A 16,737-nucleotide genomic window follows, 5' to 3' on the forward strand; every position below is an offset into this window, starting at 1 on the left:
TGCGCCTCGGCCATGCCCTGGCCGCTGCACGGGCGGCCGCACTTGTGTGGAGGTGCTGAGGGGCGGCGGGCGCCGGCGCTGTTTCCTTCACCGCAGGAGGAAGTTGAGGAGGGTTTCGGTGCGCTTGTTGAAGGGGGCGCGCAGCAGCCGGGTGGCGTTCCAGCGTCCTTGTACGTAGATGCCCTTGGGGTGGCTGAGGGTGCGGAAGCCTTCGATGCCGTGGTACTTGCCCATCCCGCTGGCGCCGACGCCGCCGAAGGGGAGGTCGTCCTGCGCGACGTGCATGACCGTGCCGTTGACGGTGACGTTGCCGGAGGTCGTGCGGTCAAGGACCTTGCGCCGCTCGGGGCCGTTGTCGCCGAAGTAGTAGAGCGCGAGCGGGCGCGGCCGTGCGTTGACGTAGTCGACGGCGTCGTCGATGTCGCGGTAACCGAAGACCGGCAGGATGGGGCCGAAGATCTCCTCGTGGGCGATGCGCATGTCGTCGGTGACGCCGAGCACGACGGTCGGTGCGAGGGTGTGCGGGCGGCGGGCCGCGTCGCCCGGCCGGTGTCCGACCTCGATGATCCGCGCCCCGTGAGCCCGGGCGTCGTCTATCAGGTCGGTGAGGATCCCGTACTGCTTGTCGTCGATGATCGAGGTGTAGTCGTCGCCGGTGGGGCCGTCGGGGTAGGCAGTCTTCACCAGCCTGTCGTAGGCGGCGATGAAGGCGTCGATCTCGGATTCGTGCACCAAGGCGTAGTCGGGGGCGATGCAGGTCTGCCCGCCGCTGAGAAGCTTGCCGAAGACGATGTCGGACACGACCTGGTCGCGGACGTGTCCCTTGGCCACGATGGTCGGGGACTTACCTCCGAGCTCCAGCGTGACGGGGACGAGGTGGTCACTGGCCGCCTTCATCACGGCCCGACCGACCTCGGTGCTGCCGGTGAAGACGAGATGGTCGAACGGCAGGGAGGAGAACGCGGAGCCGTCACCGCTGACCATCGTGACCTGCTCCGGCGGGAAGAGTTCGCTCAGCATCGACGCGAGCACCGCGTTCGTGGCCGGCGTCAGCTTCGACGGCTTGAGCATCACGCGATTGCCGGCCGCGATCGCGGTGACCACGGGCATCAGCGACAGATTGACCGGATAGTTCCACGGCGAGATGACGCCCACCACGCCGAGCGGCTGGTACTCGATGCGGTTGCTGCCGAAACGCAACAGCAGCTCGATGTGGCGGTGGGTCGGGCGCATGAACCGGCGAAGGTTGCGGTGCAGGTAGTCGATGCCCTGCACGACGCCCACGACCTCCATCAGCGCGCTCTCGTGCCGCGAGCGATGTCCGAAGTCGGCGTTGATCGCCTCCTCGATGTCGCCGCGCCGGGCTATCAGTGCCTTCTTGAACCTGGCCAGATCGCTGCGCCGGGCGTCCAGGGAGGGCGCTCCGTCGCGGAGGTAGGCGGCGCGCTGGGTCTGGAGGATGTGCTGGAAGCGCTCCGCGTCGGTGGGCTGAGTGGTGACGTCGGTGAGGGTCATGACGGCGTTCCTTAGCGGTTGATGAGGGCGGCGGGGACGGAGTCGACGTCGCTCATGACATTCACCCTACGCACTGTTTTGCACTGAGTGCAAGTAGATGCATTAAGTGAGACGAAGTACCATCGGTGCATGACTCGGAAACCCGCCCCCATCCGGGAACAGACCCGGTCCGTGGTGCGATCGCTGCTCGCCCAGACCGCCATCGAGCTGTTCGCCGCCAAAGGCTTCGGCAACACGACCCTCGACGAGGTCGCCGCCGCAGCGGGCGTCTCCCGGCGGACCCTGTTCAACTACTTCCGCAACAAGGAAGACCTCGCGCTCAGCGGCCTGGACGAACAGGGCGAACTGATCGCCGCGCGCCTCGCCGAGCGGCCGGCCGACGAGGACGCCTGGACGGCGCTGCGCGCGGCGTTCCAGGTGCTCGAGGAGATCGACATAACAGCCGAGGGGCGCCTTGAGTTCATCTCCCTGCTGTTCGGCAACGACTCCCTACGCGCCGGACACGCCGAGAAGCAAGGCCGCTGGCAGGACCTGTTCGCACCACTGATCGAGCCGCGACTGCCCGACTCCGACCGCCGCACCCTGCAAGCCCGCGCGATCGCAGCCGCGGCGATCGTCTGCATGCAGGCAGCCAACGAGGAATGGGTACGCCTGGGCGGACAGGTCGACATGTTCGACCTCTACGACACCGCCGTACAGGCCATCCGCCGCCCGATCTGAAACGTCAACAGGCCCTGACGACCTCAGGCGAAGTCTGCCGCCGTGATGCCGTCGGGATGTCCGGGCGGCCACTCCACGAGCTCGATCCGGTAGCCGTCCGGGTCGGCCGGTGCGGCGTCGGGGCGGTGCACCAGTTTCAGCGAGGCCGCCGGTTCGCCGGGGAAGGTGAGGAGGACGAGGCGAGCCCCGCCGCCGAGTTCGACCCGGCCCAGTTCGGCATAGCCCAGGGCCGTGTAGAACGCCGGCGAGCGGGCGAGGTCGCTGACGCGGTAGGAGACGAAGAGCGTCTTCACGCCGCCGCCTCCTCGGATCGCCGCACCCGGTAGCGCAGATGCGTGACGTCCCGGTCGTCGAGGCGTCGGACGAGGTCCAGTTCGATGTGAGCGCCGCCCAGGTGCTCGAACAGCCGCCGGCGCTCCACCATGACCGGCCGGTCCCCGGCGGCCGCGCGGGCGCAGTCGTCGACATCGGTGACGAAACGCGCGTGGCCGGGTGGGACGTCCCCGTCCGCCACCTGGTACGACACTGGAATCCGGCGTTTCCTCCGGCGCCGAAGGGCCGGGTTGTCACACGGAAGCATTCAGGCAACCGTCAAACTCATCGGCCCGATGCGCCCGCCCTGCTGTCGGCCTCTGCGGCGACTGACAGCAAGGCGGCGCCCAAAGTGCTCATGCCAGGGCCTTCTGCCTGCACACGGCGGCTGTCCGAGCGGCAGACTCAGCGCTGTACGACGTCGTCCTGCCGGAGATAGAGGTCGCGCAGCAGGGAGATCTCCGCGCCGTGATGGATCAACTCCCTGTTGACGTGCAGGATCATGCCCTCCATGGGGCGCCGCTCGGGACCCACCGCGGGCGGATTGTCCAGGTCGGCGTCTGAGAGTCCGCGGACTCCGGCGTTCCAGCTCTCGTACATCTCGTCGAGCTGTTTCAGCGCCTCGTCAGCGGTCCCCGCGTAGGCGAACGTCTCGGACTCGACGTCCTGGCCACCGAAGTGCCACCCCACTCGATAGCCCAGGCAGGAGACGATGATGTGGGCCAGCCGCCAGGCGATCGTGGTCACCGGCGTCGGCTCCGGGGCAGTGGATGCGAGGTCCATCCTCCACTCCCCCGAACCTTCCGTCATCGGTGCGGCCGACGTGCCACGTGGGCGGATGCTCCAGCAGCCGGGCACCGGCTCCCAGAAGTACTCCTCGTCGGTGAGCCCCTCCAGCCGAGGCCGCAGGTTCGTGCGCCAGTACCAATCCAACTGCTCCGCGAGCCGCTCACTTCTTGTCATTTCCGCACACTACCTACAGCGGAGACGTGACTGCGCCCTGCGCGGACGCCGTCACCGGTAGCAGGTCGCAGGGTGGTCGCGGCGTCCAGCCCGACCGGGAGCCCCTCCCCGCCGCCCGAACGACGGTGCGCGGCCTGCCGGAACCCTGAGCTCTGAGGATCTCCGGCAGGCCGGCCTTGTTCGACTCTGGACGGCTCAGCTGCTCAGACCGCCGCCGACTTCTGGATGCGCGGGTGATCTCCAGGGCCCACCGCACCGTCTTCGCCAGGCGACCCAGCAGGGTGTCCAGCTCGTCGGTGCTGTCGCCGTATCCTCCGCGGCCGGATGATCCGGGTCAGGGTCTTGAGGTGCTCCGCGATGTGCGGCTAGGCGGACATGTGGGCGTCCACGTAGGTCATGTTCCAGGTTTCGATGTCCGCGGGAACAAGAGGTGCGGTGCCGGGTCGGCCCAGGATCTTCGCGCACAGCACACTTCCGCGACGTCGTAACCGGCGATGGGGGCGAGCTCGTGTTCGCCGAAGGGCAGGCGCAGTTCACCGTCGGCCAGTGAACTCAGTGTCCTCACGTCCGGTGGAGGTGGGGCGCCTGTTCAGAAAGCCTGGACAGCGCCTGCGCGTCAGCCGGTGAGCTGGTTCATCTTGCGGATCTGCTTGTCGAAGACCCCGGCGGGAGCGAGGCGGCGCAGTACGCGTGCGCGTGCGGCCAGGGGGCCGGCGGTGTAGCGCGGCTTGGGCCTCGGATCGGTCGCTGCCGTGACGATCGACTTGGCGACGACGGCGGGGGCGTCGCCGTCTCTGACCGCATCCGCCATCACACGGTCGACGGCCTGGCGCTGCTTCGCGTACGCGTGCAGGGGGATCTCGGGCTTCGCGCTGTTCGCCTCGAATCCCGTCCTGGTGTAGGCCGGTTCGACGATGAGCGCCCGGACGCCGTGGTCACGGACCTCATGGTCCAGGGACTCGGTGTAGCCCTCGATCGCGTGCTTGGAGGCGGTGTAGGCGGCCATGTAGGGCTGGGGCAGGAACCCGAGCACGGACGAGATGTTGATGATGCGCCCGCGTCGCTGAGCGCGCATGTGCGGCAGGACCTCGTTCACCATGCGCATGACCCCGAAGACGTTGGTGTCGAAGACGGCTTGGGCCTGCTCAACGGAGGTTTCCTCCGCGGCACCCAGTGAGCCCACGCCCGCGTTGTTGACCAGGACGTCGATCCGTCCGAACCGGTCGCTCACCTCCTGGACCAGCGCGGCGACCGAGGAGTCGCTGGCCACGTCGAGGCCGAGGAACGTCACGCCGTCGAGCGGGGTGACGCGTGAGGTGTCCCGGCTGGTGCCGATCACGTCGAAACCCGCTGCGACCAGCGCGAGCGCGGTTTCCTTCCCGATGCCGGATGACGCACCCGTCACGAGTGCCACCGGGCGTCCTGTCGTCATCATGTCTCCTTGACATCGAAAAACCGATCGGTTTCCATCACTGTAAACCGATCGGTTTCCTCGTGCAAGTCGAGGCGGTAACAGGCAGAGAGCGGATGCGGACGCGCCTGCGGCATGCTCGGCACCACACTTGCGGCCACAGAAGTTCGGCCGAACGCAGGGCAGGGAGAAAGCGCTCGGGAAGCGCTGCCGTTCAGCGCACGCCCGCCGCGTCGAGCAGGGTGATCACCGTGGGCCCGACGAGGCCCGGCAGCGTGTCCGCCCTGATGCCGGCGCGGGCGCTGGCACCGTCGAAGACCAGGCTGAGCTGCCGGGCCAGCAGGCCCGGATCGCTCGCTCCACCCCGCTCGGCCTCGGCACGGAAGAAGGCGGTCAGGTTCTCCTTGACCTGATGGGCGACCTGGCTCGCGGGGTGACTCTGGTCCTTGAGCTCGATCTGCGCGGCGAGGAAGGGGCAGCCGTAGAATTCGGGCATGGCCGCCTGCGATTCCACCTGCTCGAAGACGTGCAGGATCCGCTCCCTGGGGGTACGGCCGTCGTCCGCCGCGGGCAGGAGTGTCGCCACGTAGGAGGAGGTGCGCCGCTCCAGACTCGCCGCGAGCAGTTCGTCCTTGCTGTGGAACAGCTGGTACATGGAGCGCTTCGACACTCCGGCCGCCTTGCACAGCGCCTCGACGCCGATATTGACGCCCTCTCGGTACGTGAGCGTGGCCGCCGCCTCCAGCAGCCGCTCCCTGGGGCTCGGTTTCGCTTCAGTGGTCATACCGCGAGATTAACCCAAAGGGAAGTAAATGAAAACCGATCGGTTTCCGAGTGTCGTATGCGAAGAGGCTCGGCGACGGCCCGGGGGAATGGCCGTCGCCGAGCCCTGATAGTGTGCGCGCCCCTCGTCCCCGGCGGGGCGGCACACACGGGGGCCACTCCGAGTAATGGCCCCGTCCTGGGGATGCGGGGGTGGCTCCCGCTATGCCGGGACCGCCGGTTTCGCGGACGTCGTCTCCACCGGGATGCGGTGCAGCCCCTTGCGGTCGTACCACCCCAGCACGCCGAAGCCGAACAGCGCGGCCGCCACGAGAGCGGCTGCCATCATGACCCAGCCCCGGGCCAGACCCGCGTCGCCCTGGGCGTCGTAGTAGAGGATCGAGCGGACGCCACCGGTGATCTGGCGCAGCGGCTCGAACTCCGCGAGGAACCGGTAGAAGCCGGGCAGCGCCTCGATGGGGGTGGTGGCCCCGGCCGTCGGCACCGCCATCCCGATGAAGACCAGCGTGACCACCAGCATGCCGGGCGTGCCGAAGACCGCGAGGAGGGTGAGCGCGCCGAACCCGGCGACCGCGACGGCGCACACCGAGTACAGCCACAGCAGCGGCAGATGGGAGGCGTCCATCCCCATGATGCCGACCGCTCCCGCCATGACCAGGCTGCCCATCACCAGGGACAGTCCGGCCATGAGGGTGCTGCTGATGGCGAGGGTCTGCACCCGGGTCGCCCGGATCAGCGGACGGTGCAGGCGCCGCGGGCCCATGTCGTTGTGGGTGTAGCCGAGGGCGTGGTCGACCTGGCCGCTGATGACGTTGGCGGAGAGCATGCCGACGACCACGAGGGTGAGCGCGTAGTAGAACGCCGTGAGGCCCAGGCCGCTGTGCGAGTCGAGCGGATGGCCGTCCTTCACCGTGACGGCAGCCGGATCGGCGAGCAGGACGCGGGCCGCGGCGGGCAGCTTCGCCTGCGCGGGTCCGATCCGGGCGGTCAGCTCCTTGCCCACTTGCCGCGAGGCGTTCTCGGCCGCCTGGCTGGTCGCCGCCCGGGCCAGGCCGGAGCCGAGACTGCCGGCGGATTGGTTGGTGAGCACCGTCAGTGTCGGGCGGGCCGGGGTGCCGGTGGTCGTGGTGCCGGTCAGTGCGGTGACGGAGGAGGTGAAGTCGGCGGGCACCACCAGTGCGCCGAACAGCTTGCCCTCACCGAGCTCCTCCTTCAGCTCCCGCTCGTCCATCACCTTCCAGTCGATCTTGTCCCCGTTCGCGGTGGACTTCCTGATCGACGCGGTGATCTGAGCCCCCAGGTTGACCTGGCCCGCTCCCTTGTCCGCGTTGACCAGGCCGACGGGCAGCTTGGTCATGTGACCGACCGGATCGATGTTGGCGCCGACGTAGAACACGGCGAACAGCAGCGCGAGTACGCCCGTGATGATGCCGTTGGCCATCCACAGCGGCTTGGCCCGCAGGACGCGGAAGGGGTGAATGCCGCTCATGACGTAGGTGTCTCTCGTTCGGAGGGTGCGGAACGCTTCGCCGGGGGCTGCCAGCCGCCGGTGACTTCCTTGACGGGCTTGTGGGGGAATCGGCGCCGGGCGTACTCCTGGGCCTGCGAGCCCGGCAGGACGTAGAGCGTTTCCTTCTTCTCCTGGAGCGGTCGCAGCACGGTGTCCATGAACGACTTGCGGTCGTCCAGGTACGGGCCGAGGACGTCCTCACCGGCGGGGCAGACGGCAAGGCAGTAGCCGGACTTGTAGCCAGGGGGCGAGCTCAGGCTCTGCCACATGGAGGCACTCTCGGAGTCGCTGACCCGGGAGCGGTAGTCGGCGGCGTCCTCGCTGTCGGCCACGGTCTGCGCCCAGTCGGTGAACCCGCTCATGAACTCTCGGTAGTTGTGCGTGGTGCAGGCCAGCCCGTTGAAGGCGCCGTCCTTGGCGATGGCGCCTACCGGGCAGGCGGCGACGCACAACTTGCAGTCGATACAGGGGTTGTAGTCCAGCGCCTGCCCGTACGCGCTCACCTCCGCGTCCACCAATACGGTCACGAGGAGGATGAAGCTGCCGAACTTCGGGTGGATGACGTTGCGGTGCAGGCCCATCACGCCGAGCCCGGCGGCCACCGCGACCGTCTTGTGCGCCACCACCCAGATCCGCTCGCGAGGGAAGCGGTCCATTTCCTGCGGGAAGCCGACGGACGGGTTGAGTGCGCGGTAGCCGGCGTCCTGGAGCGCCTGGGTGACGCTGCGGGCGGCGTGGTTGGCCTGCTCGTCGGCCTGGTGGAACTCCTGGTTGGCCACACTGCGGGCCGGGGAGCGGCAGTTGTCGCGGTTCATCCGCACCGCCATCGCGATCAGGGTGCGGGTGCCGGGCAGCGCGGACTGCACGTACTCACGCTCGCCGGCCAGATCGGGATGGTCCAGGCTGACCGCGGCCGCGTCGTCCGCACCGGCGGCCAGACACAGGTCGCGCAGCCAGTCCGCGTCGACCACGGGCGGTGGGCTCGCGACCTCACCCGCCGCGCGCCGGGCGAGTACCGCCTGCACCGACGGGTGGGCGGCCAGCTTCGCCGGAAGCCGGGGATTCAGCGGTGGTCCCTCGGCGTCGCGCGCGGCAGTCATCCGTGCTCCTCGTCGCTCGGGTCCGGAACTCGGCGTCCGAACGCCGAGAAACCGATCGGTTCACCACCGTAAACTGATCGGTTTCCCCATGCAAGTGTCATGCACGGACGCAGGTTGCGGCCCCGAGCCACGAACGCCCACAAGGCCCCTCACAACAGGCGGCCTGCCCCTCTTCCCGTCGATGCTCCCGAAGCCGATGTCGTGCGGCGGTGCGGCCGCGGTCCTGCCGACAGGCTGGTCTCGCTGCTCACTGCCCGCGGTGCTCGCCGTGCCGGGACCGACGAGATCAACGAAGCGATCGCGTCCGCCCGCTCCGGCCGGGGCATCAAGCCCGTACGGGTCTTCGTTCTTCGCGGCCTTCCCCGACTTCGCGGCCTTCCCCGACTTCGCCGCCTTCCCCGACTTCGCCGCCTTCCCCGACCTCGTGCACCGGCCGCACCGGATCGTCGCCGCGCAGGACAAGGTCGCCGTCGAGGTCGAGGTGACCGGCACCCACGCCCAGGGCCTCACCGCGCCCGACGGCAACGCGATCCCTGCGAGCGGACGGTCCCTCCAGATCGGGCTGGCGGCGTTCCGGCACCTGCACGACGGGCGCGTCAGCGAATACCGCGTGTACTACGACTACCGCGTGGACTACGACGACTTCGATCTTCTTACGCAGCTCGGGCTGACGAACTGACGTATCGAGGACCGGTGTTGAGGCCGGCGTGGAGCGGGGCGCGCCCGGCCGAGGGCGTGCCCCCCTTCTGTGGCACGGTGCGCCGCCTGGCGTGCGCCCAGTCTCTCTTGCTCCCGGCTACTCCTCCCGCCCGCAAGCGCGGCGATCGTGGCGGCGATGGTTCGCGTCCTCCTGGGCCAGGCGCCGCAGCAGCCTGACGACCGGCTCGAACAGCACGGTGAGGACCACGGCCCGCTCGGCGAGGGCGATGCGGTCCTCGATGCCTTCGAACTGCGCGAAGTCCAGGTCCGCGGTGGCGGTGGCGAGCCGTGCGTAGGGGGCGAGGTCGTCGGCCGTGAAGTCCGTTCCGATCCGGCTCAGTTCGGCGAGACTCCGGGCGAGTGCCGGGCGGTGCGGTGAGGCGTCGGAGATCTGCCAGCCCATGTTCTCGATGAGAGCCTCGACCCTCGCGGCGGCTCCGCAGGACGCCGCCTCGTCGACGCCGCCCTCCGGCCCCTCACCCTTCCCCTCATTCGTCTCCGCGGAAGGAACGGGCAGGGCGTGGTGAACGACGCCCAGGGTCTCGAACGCGTCCAGTGGACGGTCGACGGCTTCCAGCACTTCACGGGTGCGGGCGACCGACAGCCCCCCGAGCTGGATGAGGGAACGGATCAGACGGAGCCGCTCGATGTGCTCCTCGTCGTACTCGACCGTGGTCGGGTTCAGCGCACGTCCCTCCGGGAGAAGCCCCTCCCGTCGGTAGTACTTGATGGTCGCCACCGGCACCCCGGACCGCCGGCTGAGCTCTGAAATCCTCATGCGCTCCCTCACGCTCAACTGTCCCTCCAGTATCGCGTTACCGGGGGTTGCCCCACCGAGCTCGATAGTGCCACTATCAGGCACTCGATAGTGGAGCTATCGAGTTCTGCCTCGGCGCGCCCTCGTTGCGCACCCGGCCTCTCACCCTCGTACGCCTTGATATCGGAGGACCACGCATGTCCCAGCGAATCGGCAAGACCCACTGGAAGCGTTTCGCCGTGGGTGCGGTGCCGACAGTGGCCGCCACCGCGGCGGTTGCCGTCTCCATGGCCCAGGGTGCGCTGGCCGCTTCGTTCAGCATCTCCGGTTCCGACTTCAAGGTCTCGGCAGGCTCCCTGAGCGGCAGCGGATTCGCCAACTACGCCACGGTGGACGTCGCCAAGAACGGCAAGCACATACCCGTCTCCGTGTCGGCCCTCGACAACGCGAAGATCACCAACATGTGCCAGTCCGTGCCGGTGGACATTCCCGTACTCGGGACCTACACGATGACCCTCAAGGCCGGCGGGGACGGGACCGCGGTCAAGGCCAAGGACCTGTTCATCGACATGACCGATCTTCAGGCCAAGAAGGGCACCTTCAACAACGTCGACATCGGCGTCGCCACCGGCTCCATCACGAAGGGCCACGTCAACCCCAAGGACCGCGTCGATCCCGACAACTACGCCCAGCAGGCGGACTCGATCGAGATCATCGACGCCCACCAGAGGGTCTGGGCCACCACCGCAGGGACGTTCGAACTGTCGGGCCTGCACATGAACATCGCGGCCGGCCGCCACGACTGCTTCTGACCCTCGCTCCCACTTCCCCTCCCCCACCCGTTCACGACCTGGGAGCCTCTCCATGACGAGTGCCGGCGCATCCGCGCACCCCCACAGAGACAGCGGCTTCGCCAGTGCTCGCCAAGCCTTTCGGACCTGGCGGCGCACCCGCCCCTTCTGGGCGGGTCTGCTGGTGCTCCTCGCCGCCGCACCCATCATTTACTTCCCATACTTCAACCTCTCCCTGGGCGCCCTGTCCGTGGCGATGTCCACGACGGCCGGCGCGGGCTCGCTGATCATCGGCCTGACGCTGATCGTCCTCGGCGGACTCCTCTGGTTCCAGCCGATCATCAGGTTCTTCGCCGGATGCGTCGCGATCTTCCTCGGCGTACTGTCGCTTCCCGTCTCCAACTTCGGCGGCTTCTTCTTCGGCACCCTGTTCGCGGCCACCGGCGGGCTCCTCGCCCTGGCGTGGGGCCCGGTCGACGCGGACCTGCCCGAGGACATCGCCGCCACGGAGGGAGAGCCGGGGAATGGCTGAACCGTCGTCCCACCTCCACGGCGAGACCGCGGAAACCCACGTCACCCGGTCCCCGCGAGGCCGCCACGCCCTGCCTCGCGCCTCCGCGCTGACCCGCCTGCGTCTGCCGCTCGGAAAGGCGCTCGCGCTGACCGCGCTGCCGACCGCCCTCGTCCTGGGGAGTCAGCGTCCGCCCACCGTCGACACGAGCGCCACCACCGCGCAATCCGTGCCCGAAGAGGCGGCCGAGAGCGGGGTCGACTGCGACCGCACCGACGCCCCGTCGAAGCCCACCGTGACGCCGACACCCTCGGCTGCTCCCGCCACGCCCAGTGCCGCTCCGAGCGAACAGCCCGTCAAGCCGACGGAGCACACGGCTGAAACGCCCCTCACGCCGGATCCGCCCCCATCACCGGGCACCCCCTCCGCCACCCCTACCCTCACCGGTCTCGCGGGACTCCTCGACCCCCTCTTCGGCGGCGACACCGAGCAGCAGAGTCCGGCACCCGCCACACCTGCGTCGCCGACCTCGGCCGCGCCGACGCCAATACCCAAGGCCACGCAGTCGACCACTCTCCCGGCAGCCCCCTCCCCGAGCCGGCGGACCACCTCCCCGGCAGCCCCCTCCACGAGCCAGCGGACCACCTCCGCATCACCCCTGCCGCACCCCGCGCAGTCACCCCAAGGGACCGACCGCACCTGCGACATCAGCGATCTCGCGGCACCCAGGGACAAGAGCGCCGGTCGCTTTGCCGCCGAGTCCTGGAACATGAAGGGGAGCCATCTCGAACTGCGCGACGTCGTCTTCGGCGGTGTGGTGACCGTGGACACGGCCGCCGGCCCCAAGCGGGTGCTCAAGTTCTCCGCGGCGGGCGTCACGATCCGCGACCTGAAGATGGCCGTACCCGTCAGCCCGCAGATCCAGCACATCGACGGAGCCCCCGGCTCGACGTCCACGCTGCAGGGCGACCGCATCACCATGTACGTCGAGAGCCTGACGGGCACGCTCTCCGGCGCCGAAGGGATTCCCCTTCCCCCCGTCCTCCGCCTCCACCTCACCCCCGACACCGTTCCGGAGTGGCTCTACGACACCGTCGGGAAGCTCGACCTCAAACTCCAGCTCGCCCTGGACGACGCCGACATCGACCAGGCCGGACAGACAGGCGGAAAGCTCATCATCCCGGGGATCCACGGATACGGAACCATCGAAACCAGCGGAACCACCCCCTGAACCCAGCCCCACGCGACCATCTCCCTCGACGAGCTTGCGCTTGGAAACCGATCGGTTTACCGTGATGTAAACCAATCGGTTTCAATTCCTGTGGAGACAGTCATGACCGCTTTGAAGGACGCAAACGTCTTCGTCACCGGTGGCAGCCGGGGCATCGGCAAGGCGCTGGTGGAGGAGCTGTACGCACGCGGTGCCGCCAAGGTCTACGCCACGGCCCGCGACCCGCGCGCCGTGACGCACCCCGACGCCATCCCGGTGGCGCTGGAGGTCACCGACCCGGCCGCCGTCGCAGCCGCCGCCGCGCAGGCGCAGGATGTCACCGTGCTGATCAACAACGCGGGTGCCGCGGTCGGCGCCTCCTACCTCGACTCCCCCGTCGACGACGTACGCAGGGAATTCGAGACCAACTTCTACGGTCCGCTGCTGCTCACCCGCGCCTTCGTGCCGATCATCGAACGCAACGGCGGCGGCCACATCCTCAATGTGCACTCCGTCCTCTCCTGGCTGGCCCTCGGCGGCTCCTACAGCGCCTCCAAGGCCGCTCTGTGGTCGCAGTCCAACTCCCTGCGCCTGGAGCTTCAGCCGCGCGGCATCTCCGTCACCGGACTGCACGTCGGTTACGTCGACACCGACCTGGCGGCCGGCGTCGACGGCCCCAAGTCCAGCCCTCGCGACGTGGCCGCCCTCGCCCTCGACGGGATCGAGACGGGCGCCTACGAGGTGCTCGCCGACGACATCTCCCGACAGGTCAAGGCGGGCCTGGCCGGCGACCTGGCCGGGCTGTACGAACAGCTGGCCAAGTAGCGGGACGGGGAGACGGCAGGATGCCCAGGCCGGGCACTTCCGTCTCCTCCTCCCGCCGGGGCCCCACCCGGCGAGGAAGAGCCACATGAGCGGGCCGTGGCCCAGATACTGGCCCGGCCCGCCCGCGGCGGACCGCTCGACCTCGTCGTACACCCGCGCCTGCGGCACTCGGATGCGCTGCGGATCTCGCCATGCCGACCCCCTCTGAAGCCCTCCGTGCTCTGGCATGAGCCGACCCCGCCTTCGCCCCTCTGGACAGAATTCCGGTCACCGGCCTTCTCGTGATGGCTGGACGCGACGACACGGCCCTGCCCGACGCCTCCGCTGCCGAAGCGCACCGCGGCACCCTCACCCGCCCGGGGACTTCCACCCGATCACCGAAGCCGCAGCCGTCGCCGCCAGGCCCAGTGACACAGAAACCCCCTCGATCTCGATCCCGACTTCAGCCACGCCCCGCTCCACCTGACGAAGCGAGTGCACCAAGGGAGCTTCATTCCGCGCACCGACAGAGCTGACACCGCAGCTGAGTTTACTTTCCTATACTCAGAGGGTAGCGTCACCGGTACATCGATCCGGCTGCCGCACGGACACCTGTCACGGCACCCATCTGAGAAGGAGCGCCATCATGGGCGTCAGCCAAGAAGCACACGAGTTCGCGGAGTTCCTCGCCGGCGTGAGCGCGAAGTCCGCGACACCGGGTCTCGACCTGAGCGTCATCCGCGACATCGTCGACTCGAACCACAAGGCGTCGACCGAACCGGAAGGCGTCACCTACGCCGAGGTCAACGCGGACGGAGTACCCGCTCTCTGGGCCATCCCCGAGGGCGCCGACCCCGACAAGGCGCTGCTCCACCTCCACTTCGGCGGATCCGTCACAGCCTCCATGCACTCCGACCGCAAGGCCGCCGGCCACATCGCGAAGGCCGCCGGAGTGCGCTCCCTGGTCGTGGACTTCCGCCTCGCGCCGGAGCACCCCTACCCGGCGCAGCTCGACGACGTCGAGACGGCTTACCGGTGGCTGCTCTCCCAGGGCTACGAGCCCCGGAACATCGGCAGCACCGGCCACTCCATCGGCGGCACGCTCGCGATCATGCTGGCGCTGCGTCTGCTGGCCAAGGGCGAGCCCACCCCCGGTGCGATCGTCAGCGTCTCGCCCTGGACCGACCTCACCCTCCAGAACCCGTCGGTGGACGCCAACGAGGCGAACGACAAGATGCTCAGCCGCGCCACCCTCGAGCTCTTCCGCGGAGCCTGGGTGCAGGACCCCGCCATCGAGCCCGCCGACCCCCGGGTCAGCATCGCCAACGCCGACCTGACCGGCCTGCCGCCCACCCTCGTCTATTACGGCGAGTACGAGACCCTTGCCGACGACGGTGCCGAACTCGGGTGCCGGCTCGCCGACTTCAAGGTCACTTCCGAGACCCACGGGCTCCCCGAGGGTCAGCACTCGTTCGTCCTGGGCGCGGGCCGCGTGCCCGAGGTGAACGCGGCGATCGACCGGATGGGGCAGTGGCTCCGCACGTACCTCGGCGCCTGACCAGAGCCTGAGGCCGGGGCCCGCCGATAAGGGCTCGCCCACCATGACGTGACGCGATGCCGGTGACCGGGAATCCTGGTCATCGGCATCCTGCTCGGCCATTGCGGCCAACCTGAGGTATGCGTGGAGGCAGCGTTCTGCACGCCGCCCCTCCCCCGGTCCCTGGACGCCACAAAGGAGTGCGCAATGGGAAAGTACGAGGACGTCTTCCGCACCAGCACCGAAGCCCCGGAGAACTTCTGGCTGACGGCGGCGGAAGGCATCGACTGGGATGTCGCTCCGCAACGCGCCCTGGACGCCTCCGGCGCACCCTTCTACCGCTGGTTTCCCGACGGCCGGCTGAACGTCTGCTTCAACGCGCTCGACCGGCACGTCGACGCGGGCCGCGGCGAACAACCCGCACTCGTCCACGACTCACCCGTGACCGGCACGCGGCGCACCTACACCTACACCCAACTCAGGGACGAGGTGGCGGCCTTCGCCGGAGGCCTCGCGCGACTCGGGGTGGAACAGGGCGACCGAGTGGTGATCTACATGCCGATGGTTCCCGAGGCCGCCATCGCGATGCTGGCCTGTGCGCGCATCGGCGCCGTGCACTCGGTGGTGTTCGGCGGGTTCGCCCCGCACGAACTCGCCCTCCGCATCGACGACGCCGCCCCCAAGGTGGTCGTCTCCGCCTCCTGCGGCATCGAGGGCAAGCGGGTCATCGCGTACAAGCCGCTGCTCGACCGGGCCATCGAACTCGCGGTCCACAAGCCGGAGAAGAGCGTGATCCTGCAACGTCCGCAGGAACGCGCCGAGTTGGGGGCCGACGATGTCGACTGGGCCGACCTGGTCACCGCGGCACCACCGGCCGACTGCGTTCCCGTCCCGGCGAACGCCCCCCTGTACATCCTCTACACGTCCGGAACGACCGGGAAACCGAAGGGAGTTGTCCGTGACAGCGGCGGCTACGCGGTCGCCCTGCACTGGTCGATGGGCGCCGTGTACGACGTGGGCCCGGGCGAGACGATGTTCACCGGCTCGGACGTCGGCTGGGTCGTCGGGCATTCGTACATCGTCTATGCCCCGCTGCTGGTCGGCGCGACCACGATCCTGTACGAGGGCAAGCCGGTCGGCACCCCGGACGCGGGGCAGTTCTGGCGCGTCGCCGCCGAGTACCGCGTCAAGACGATGTTCACCGCGCCCACCGCTTTCCGGGCCATCCGCAAGGAGGACCCCAAGGGCCTGCTCGCCGCGGACCACGACCTGTCCGGCCTGCGCCACCTCTTCCTCGCGGGCGAGCGCCTCGACCCCGAGACGTACCACTGGGCGAGCGCCCTTCTGGACATCCCGGTGATCGACCACTGGTGGCAGACGGAGACCGGCTGGCCCATCGTCGCCAACCCGGTCGGCATCGAGGCCGCGCCCGTCAAGCCCGGTTCCCCCACCCGCCCGCTGCCCGGTTGGGACGTCCGCGTCCTCGACCCCTCGGGCGATCCGGTGCCCCCGGGCGTCGACGGCGCCATCGTCGTGAAGCTCCCCCTGCCGCCGGGCGCGCTTCCCACCCTGTGGAACGACGACGAACGCTACGTCGCCTCCTACCTCTCCGCCTTCGACGGCTACTACCTCACCGGCGACAGCGGGCACATCGACGACGACGGCTACGTCTTCGTCATGGGCCGTACCGACGACGTCATCAACGTCGCCGGACACCGGCTGTCCACCGGCAGCATGGAGGAAGCCCTGGCGTCTCATCCCGATGTCGCGGAATGCGCCGTCATCGGGGTCGCCGACGCACTGAAAGGGCAAGTGCCGCGCGGTTTCGTCGTCCTCAAAGCCGGCATCAGCCGCGAGGCGACCGAGGTCGAGGCCGAACTCGTCCAGCTCGTACGCGACCGCATCGGTGCCGTCGCCTCGCTCAAGAGCGTGGCGGTCGTGGCCGCCCTGCCCAAGACCCGATCGGGAAAGATCCTTCGCAAGACGATGCGCGGCATCGCCGACGGCCTCGACGAACCCATCCCCTCCACCGTCGACGACGCGAGCGTCATCGAGGCGCTCCGCCCTGTCCTTCGACGCACAGGCCGCACCGTATGACCGTCCATCTTCTGTGA

The 16,737-nt window shown here is 69.0% G+C and carries 16 protein-coding genes and 1 pseudogene; 8 read left to right on the forward strand and 9 right to left on the reverse strand.

The window, feature by feature from the left end:
• Window positions 1–87: 87 nt before the first annotated feature.
• Complete coding sequence (locus EJC51_RS02225; RefSeq protein WP_126269438.1) at window positions 88–1,515, reverse strand: coniferyl aldehyde dehydrogenase; 1,428 nt, start codon at window positions 1,513–1,515, stop codon at window positions 88–90.
• Window positions 1,516–1,644: 129 nt separating this feature from the next.
• Between EJC51_RS02225 and EJC51_RS02230 the strand changes: the two genes are divergently transcribed.
• Complete coding sequence (locus EJC51_RS02230; protein ID WP_126269439.1) at window positions 1,645–2,235, forward strand: TetR/AcrR family transcriptional regulator; 591 nt, start codon at window positions 1,645–1,647, stop codon at window positions 2,233–2,235.
• Window positions 2,236–2,258: 23 nt separating this feature from the next.
• Here the strand turns inward: EJC51_RS02230 and EJC51_RS02235 are convergent, their stop codons facing one another.
• The 7 genes and pseudogenes from EJC51_RS02235 to EJC51_RS02270 all read right to left on the reverse strand — a co-directional run bounded on the left by EJC51_RS02235 (window position 2,259) and on the right by EJC51_RS02270 (window position 8,314).
• A complete protein-coding gene (locus tag EJC51_RS02235) occupies window positions 2,259–2,528 on the reverse strand; it encodes a hypothetical protein (RefSeq protein ID WP_126269440.1) in 270 nt (89 codons plus the stop codon).
• Window positions 2,525–2,761: pseudogene (locus EJC51_RS02240) on the reverse strand (dihydrofolate reductase family protein); the annotation flags it as partial. The gene EJC51_RS02235 and the pseudogene EJC51_RS02240, both read right to left, overlap by 4 nt.
• Before the next feature lie 191 nt (window positions 2,762–2,952).
• A complete protein-coding gene (locus EJC51_RS02245) occupies window positions 2,953–3,510 on the reverse strand; it encodes a DinB family protein (protein WP_126269441.1) in 558 nt (185 codons plus the stop codon).
• A 616-nt stretch (window positions 3,511–4,126) separates the two neighbouring features.
• Entirely contained in the window at window positions 4,127–4,942 is an 816-nt protein-coding gene (locus EJC51_RS02255; protein ID WP_165951307.1) for an oxidoreductase, read from the reverse strand.
• A gap of 193 nt (window positions 4,943–5,135) precedes the next feature.
• Window positions 5,136–5,705, reverse strand: a complete 570-nt coding sequence (locus EJC51_RS02260; protein WP_126269443.1) for a TetR/AcrR family transcriptional regulator — start codon at window positions 5,703–5,705, stop codon at window positions 5,136–5,138.
• Window positions 5,706–5,906: 201 nt separating this feature from the next.
• The gene (locus EJC51_RS02265) at window positions 5,907–7,193 is read right to left on the reverse strand and encodes a DUF3533 domain-containing protein (RefSeq protein ID WP_126269444.1); all 1,287 of its coding nucleotides are present in this window, start codon (window positions 7,191–7,193) and stop codon (window positions 5,907–5,909) included.
• The gene (locus EJC51_RS02270) at window positions 7,190–8,314 is read right to left on the reverse strand and encodes a 4Fe-4S binding protein (protein WP_208870675.1); all 1,125 of its coding nucleotides are present in this window, start codon (window positions 8,312–8,314) and stop codon (window positions 7,190–7,192) included. Before EJC51_RS02270 ends, EJC51_RS02265 begins: the two co-directional genes overlap by 4 nt.
• A gap of 268 nt (window positions 8,315–8,582) precedes the next feature.
• On the opposite strand from EJC51_RS02270, the gene EJC51_RS02275 reads away from it, so the two are divergent.
• Complete coding sequence (locus EJC51_RS02275; protein WP_166682809.1) at window positions 8,583–8,993, forward strand: ester cyclase; 411 nt, start codon at window positions 8,583–8,585, stop codon at window positions 8,991–8,993.
• 117 nt (window positions 8,994–9,110) lie between these two features.
• Here EJC51_RS02275 and EJC51_RS02280 read toward each other — a convergent pair whose 3' ends face one another.
• Window positions 9,111–9,791: a MerR family transcriptional regulator gene (locus tag EJC51_RS02280; RefSeq protein WP_126269446.1), complete on the reverse strand. Its 681-nt coding sequence runs from the start codon at window positions 9,789–9,791 to the stop codon at window positions 9,111–9,113.
• Window positions 9,792–9,967: 176 nt separating this feature from the next.
• Here EJC51_RS02280 and EJC51_RS02285 point away from each other — a divergent pair, with 176 nt between their 5' ends.
• From EJC51_RS02285 to EJC51_RS02310, 6 genes are all read left to right on the forward strand, one after another.
• Entirely contained in the window at window positions 9,968–10,582 is a 615-nt protein-coding gene (locus EJC51_RS02285) for a DUF6230 family protein (RefSeq protein ID WP_126269447.1), read from the forward strand.
• Window positions 10,583–10,634: 52 nt separating this feature from the next.
• Window positions 10,635–11,093 (forward strand): DUF6114 domain-containing protein, encoded by a 459-nt coding sequence (locus tag EJC51_RS02290; RefSeq protein WP_126269448.1) that lies wholly within the window; start codon window positions 10,635–10,637, stop codon window positions 11,091–11,093.
• Window positions 11,086–12,303, forward strand: a complete 1,218-nt coding sequence (locus EJC51_RS02295) for a RodZ family helix-turn-helix domain-containing protein (RefSeq protein ID WP_126269449.1) — start codon at window positions 11,086–11,088, stop codon at window positions 12,301–12,303. The genes EJC51_RS02290 and EJC51_RS02295 overlap by 8 nt, the downstream gene beginning before the upstream one ends.
• A gap of 102 nt (window positions 12,304–12,405) precedes the next feature.
• Window positions 12,406–13,107 carry an SDR family oxidoreductase gene (locus EJC51_RS02300; RefSeq protein WP_126269450.1) on the forward strand — a complete coding sequence of 234 codons (702 nt, stop codon included), beginning with the start codon at window positions 12,406–12,408 and terminating at the stop codon, window positions 13,105–13,107.
• 625 nt (window positions 13,108–13,732) lie between these two features.
• Window positions 13,733–14,644, forward strand: a complete 912-nt coding sequence (locus tag EJC51_RS02305) for an alpha/beta hydrolase (protein WP_126269451.1) — start codon at window positions 13,733–13,735, stop codon at window positions 14,642–14,644.
• A gap of 186 nt (window positions 14,645–14,830) precedes the next feature.
• Window positions 14,831–16,720 carry a propionyl-CoA synthetase gene (locus EJC51_RS02310; RefSeq protein WP_126269452.1) on the forward strand — a complete coding sequence of 630 codons (1,890 nt, stop codon included), beginning with the start codon at window positions 14,831–14,833 and terminating at the stop codon, window positions 16,718–16,720.
• Window positions 16,721–16,737: the final 17 nt, after the last annotated feature.

Source organism: Streptomyces aquilus, assembly GCF_003955715.1.
Taxonomy (GTDB): Bacteria; Actinomycetota; Actinomycetes; order Streptomycetales; family Streptomycetaceae; genus Streptomyces; species Streptomyces aquilus.

Bases quoted from the DNA above. Each gene is read 5' to 3' on its own strand.
- EJC51_RS02295 (WP_126269449.1), top strand. From the start codon at position 11,086: ATGGCTGAACCGTCGTCCCACCTCCACGGCGAGACCGCGGAAACCCAC.
- EJC51_RS02280 (WP_126269446.1), bottom strand. From the start codon at position 9,791: ATGAGGATTTCAGAGCTCAGCCGGCGGTCCGGGGTGCCGGTGGCGACC.
- EJC51_RS02265 (WP_126269444.1), bottom strand. From the start codon at position 7,193: ATGAGCGGCATTCACCCCTTCCGCGTCCTGCGGGCCAAGCCGCTGTGG.
- EJC51_RS02245 (WP_126269441.1), bottom strand. From the start codon at position 3,510: ATGACAAGAAGTGAGCGGCTCGCGGAGCAGTTGGATTGGTACTGGCGC.
- EJC51_RS02270 (WP_208870675.1), bottom strand. From the start codon at position 8,314: ATGACTGCCGCGCGCGACGCCGAGGGACCACCGCTGAATCCCCGGCTT.
- EJC51_RS02285 (WP_126269447.1), top strand. From the start codon at position 9,968: ATGTCCCAGCGAATCGGCAAGACCCACTGGAAGCGTTTCGCCGTGGGT.
- EJC51_RS02305 (WP_126269451.1), top strand. From the start codon at position 13,733: ATGGGCGTCAGCCAAGAAGCACACGAGTTCGCGGAGTTCCTCGCCGGC.
- EJC51_RS02230 (WP_126269439.1), top strand. From the start codon at position 1,645: ATGACTCGGAAACCCGCCCCCATCCGGGAACAGACCCGGTCCGTGGTG.
- EJC51_RS02225 (WP_126269438.1), bottom strand. From the start codon at position 1,515: ATGACCCTCACCGACGTCACCACTCAGCCCACCGACGCGGAGCGCTTC.
- EJC51_RS02260 (WP_126269443.1), bottom strand. From the start codon at position 5,705: ATGACCACTGAAGCGAAACCGAGCCCCAGGGAGCGGCTGCTGGAGGCG.
- EJC51_RS02290 (WP_126269448.1), top strand. From the start codon at position 10,635: ATGACGAGTGCCGGCGCATCCGCGCACCCCCACAGAGACAGCGGCTTC.
- EJC51_RS02310 (WP_126269452.1), top strand. From the start codon at position 14,831: ATGGGAAAGTACGAGGACGTCTTCCGCACCAGCACCGAAGCCCCGGAG.
- EJC51_RS02300 (WP_126269450.1), top strand. From the start codon at position 12,406: ATGACCGCTTTGAAGGACGCAAACGTCTTCGTCACCGGTGGCAGCCGG.
- EJC51_RS02255 (WP_165951307.1), bottom strand. From the start codon at position 4,942: ATGACGACAGGACGCCCGGTGGCACTCGTGACGGGTGCGTCATCCGGC.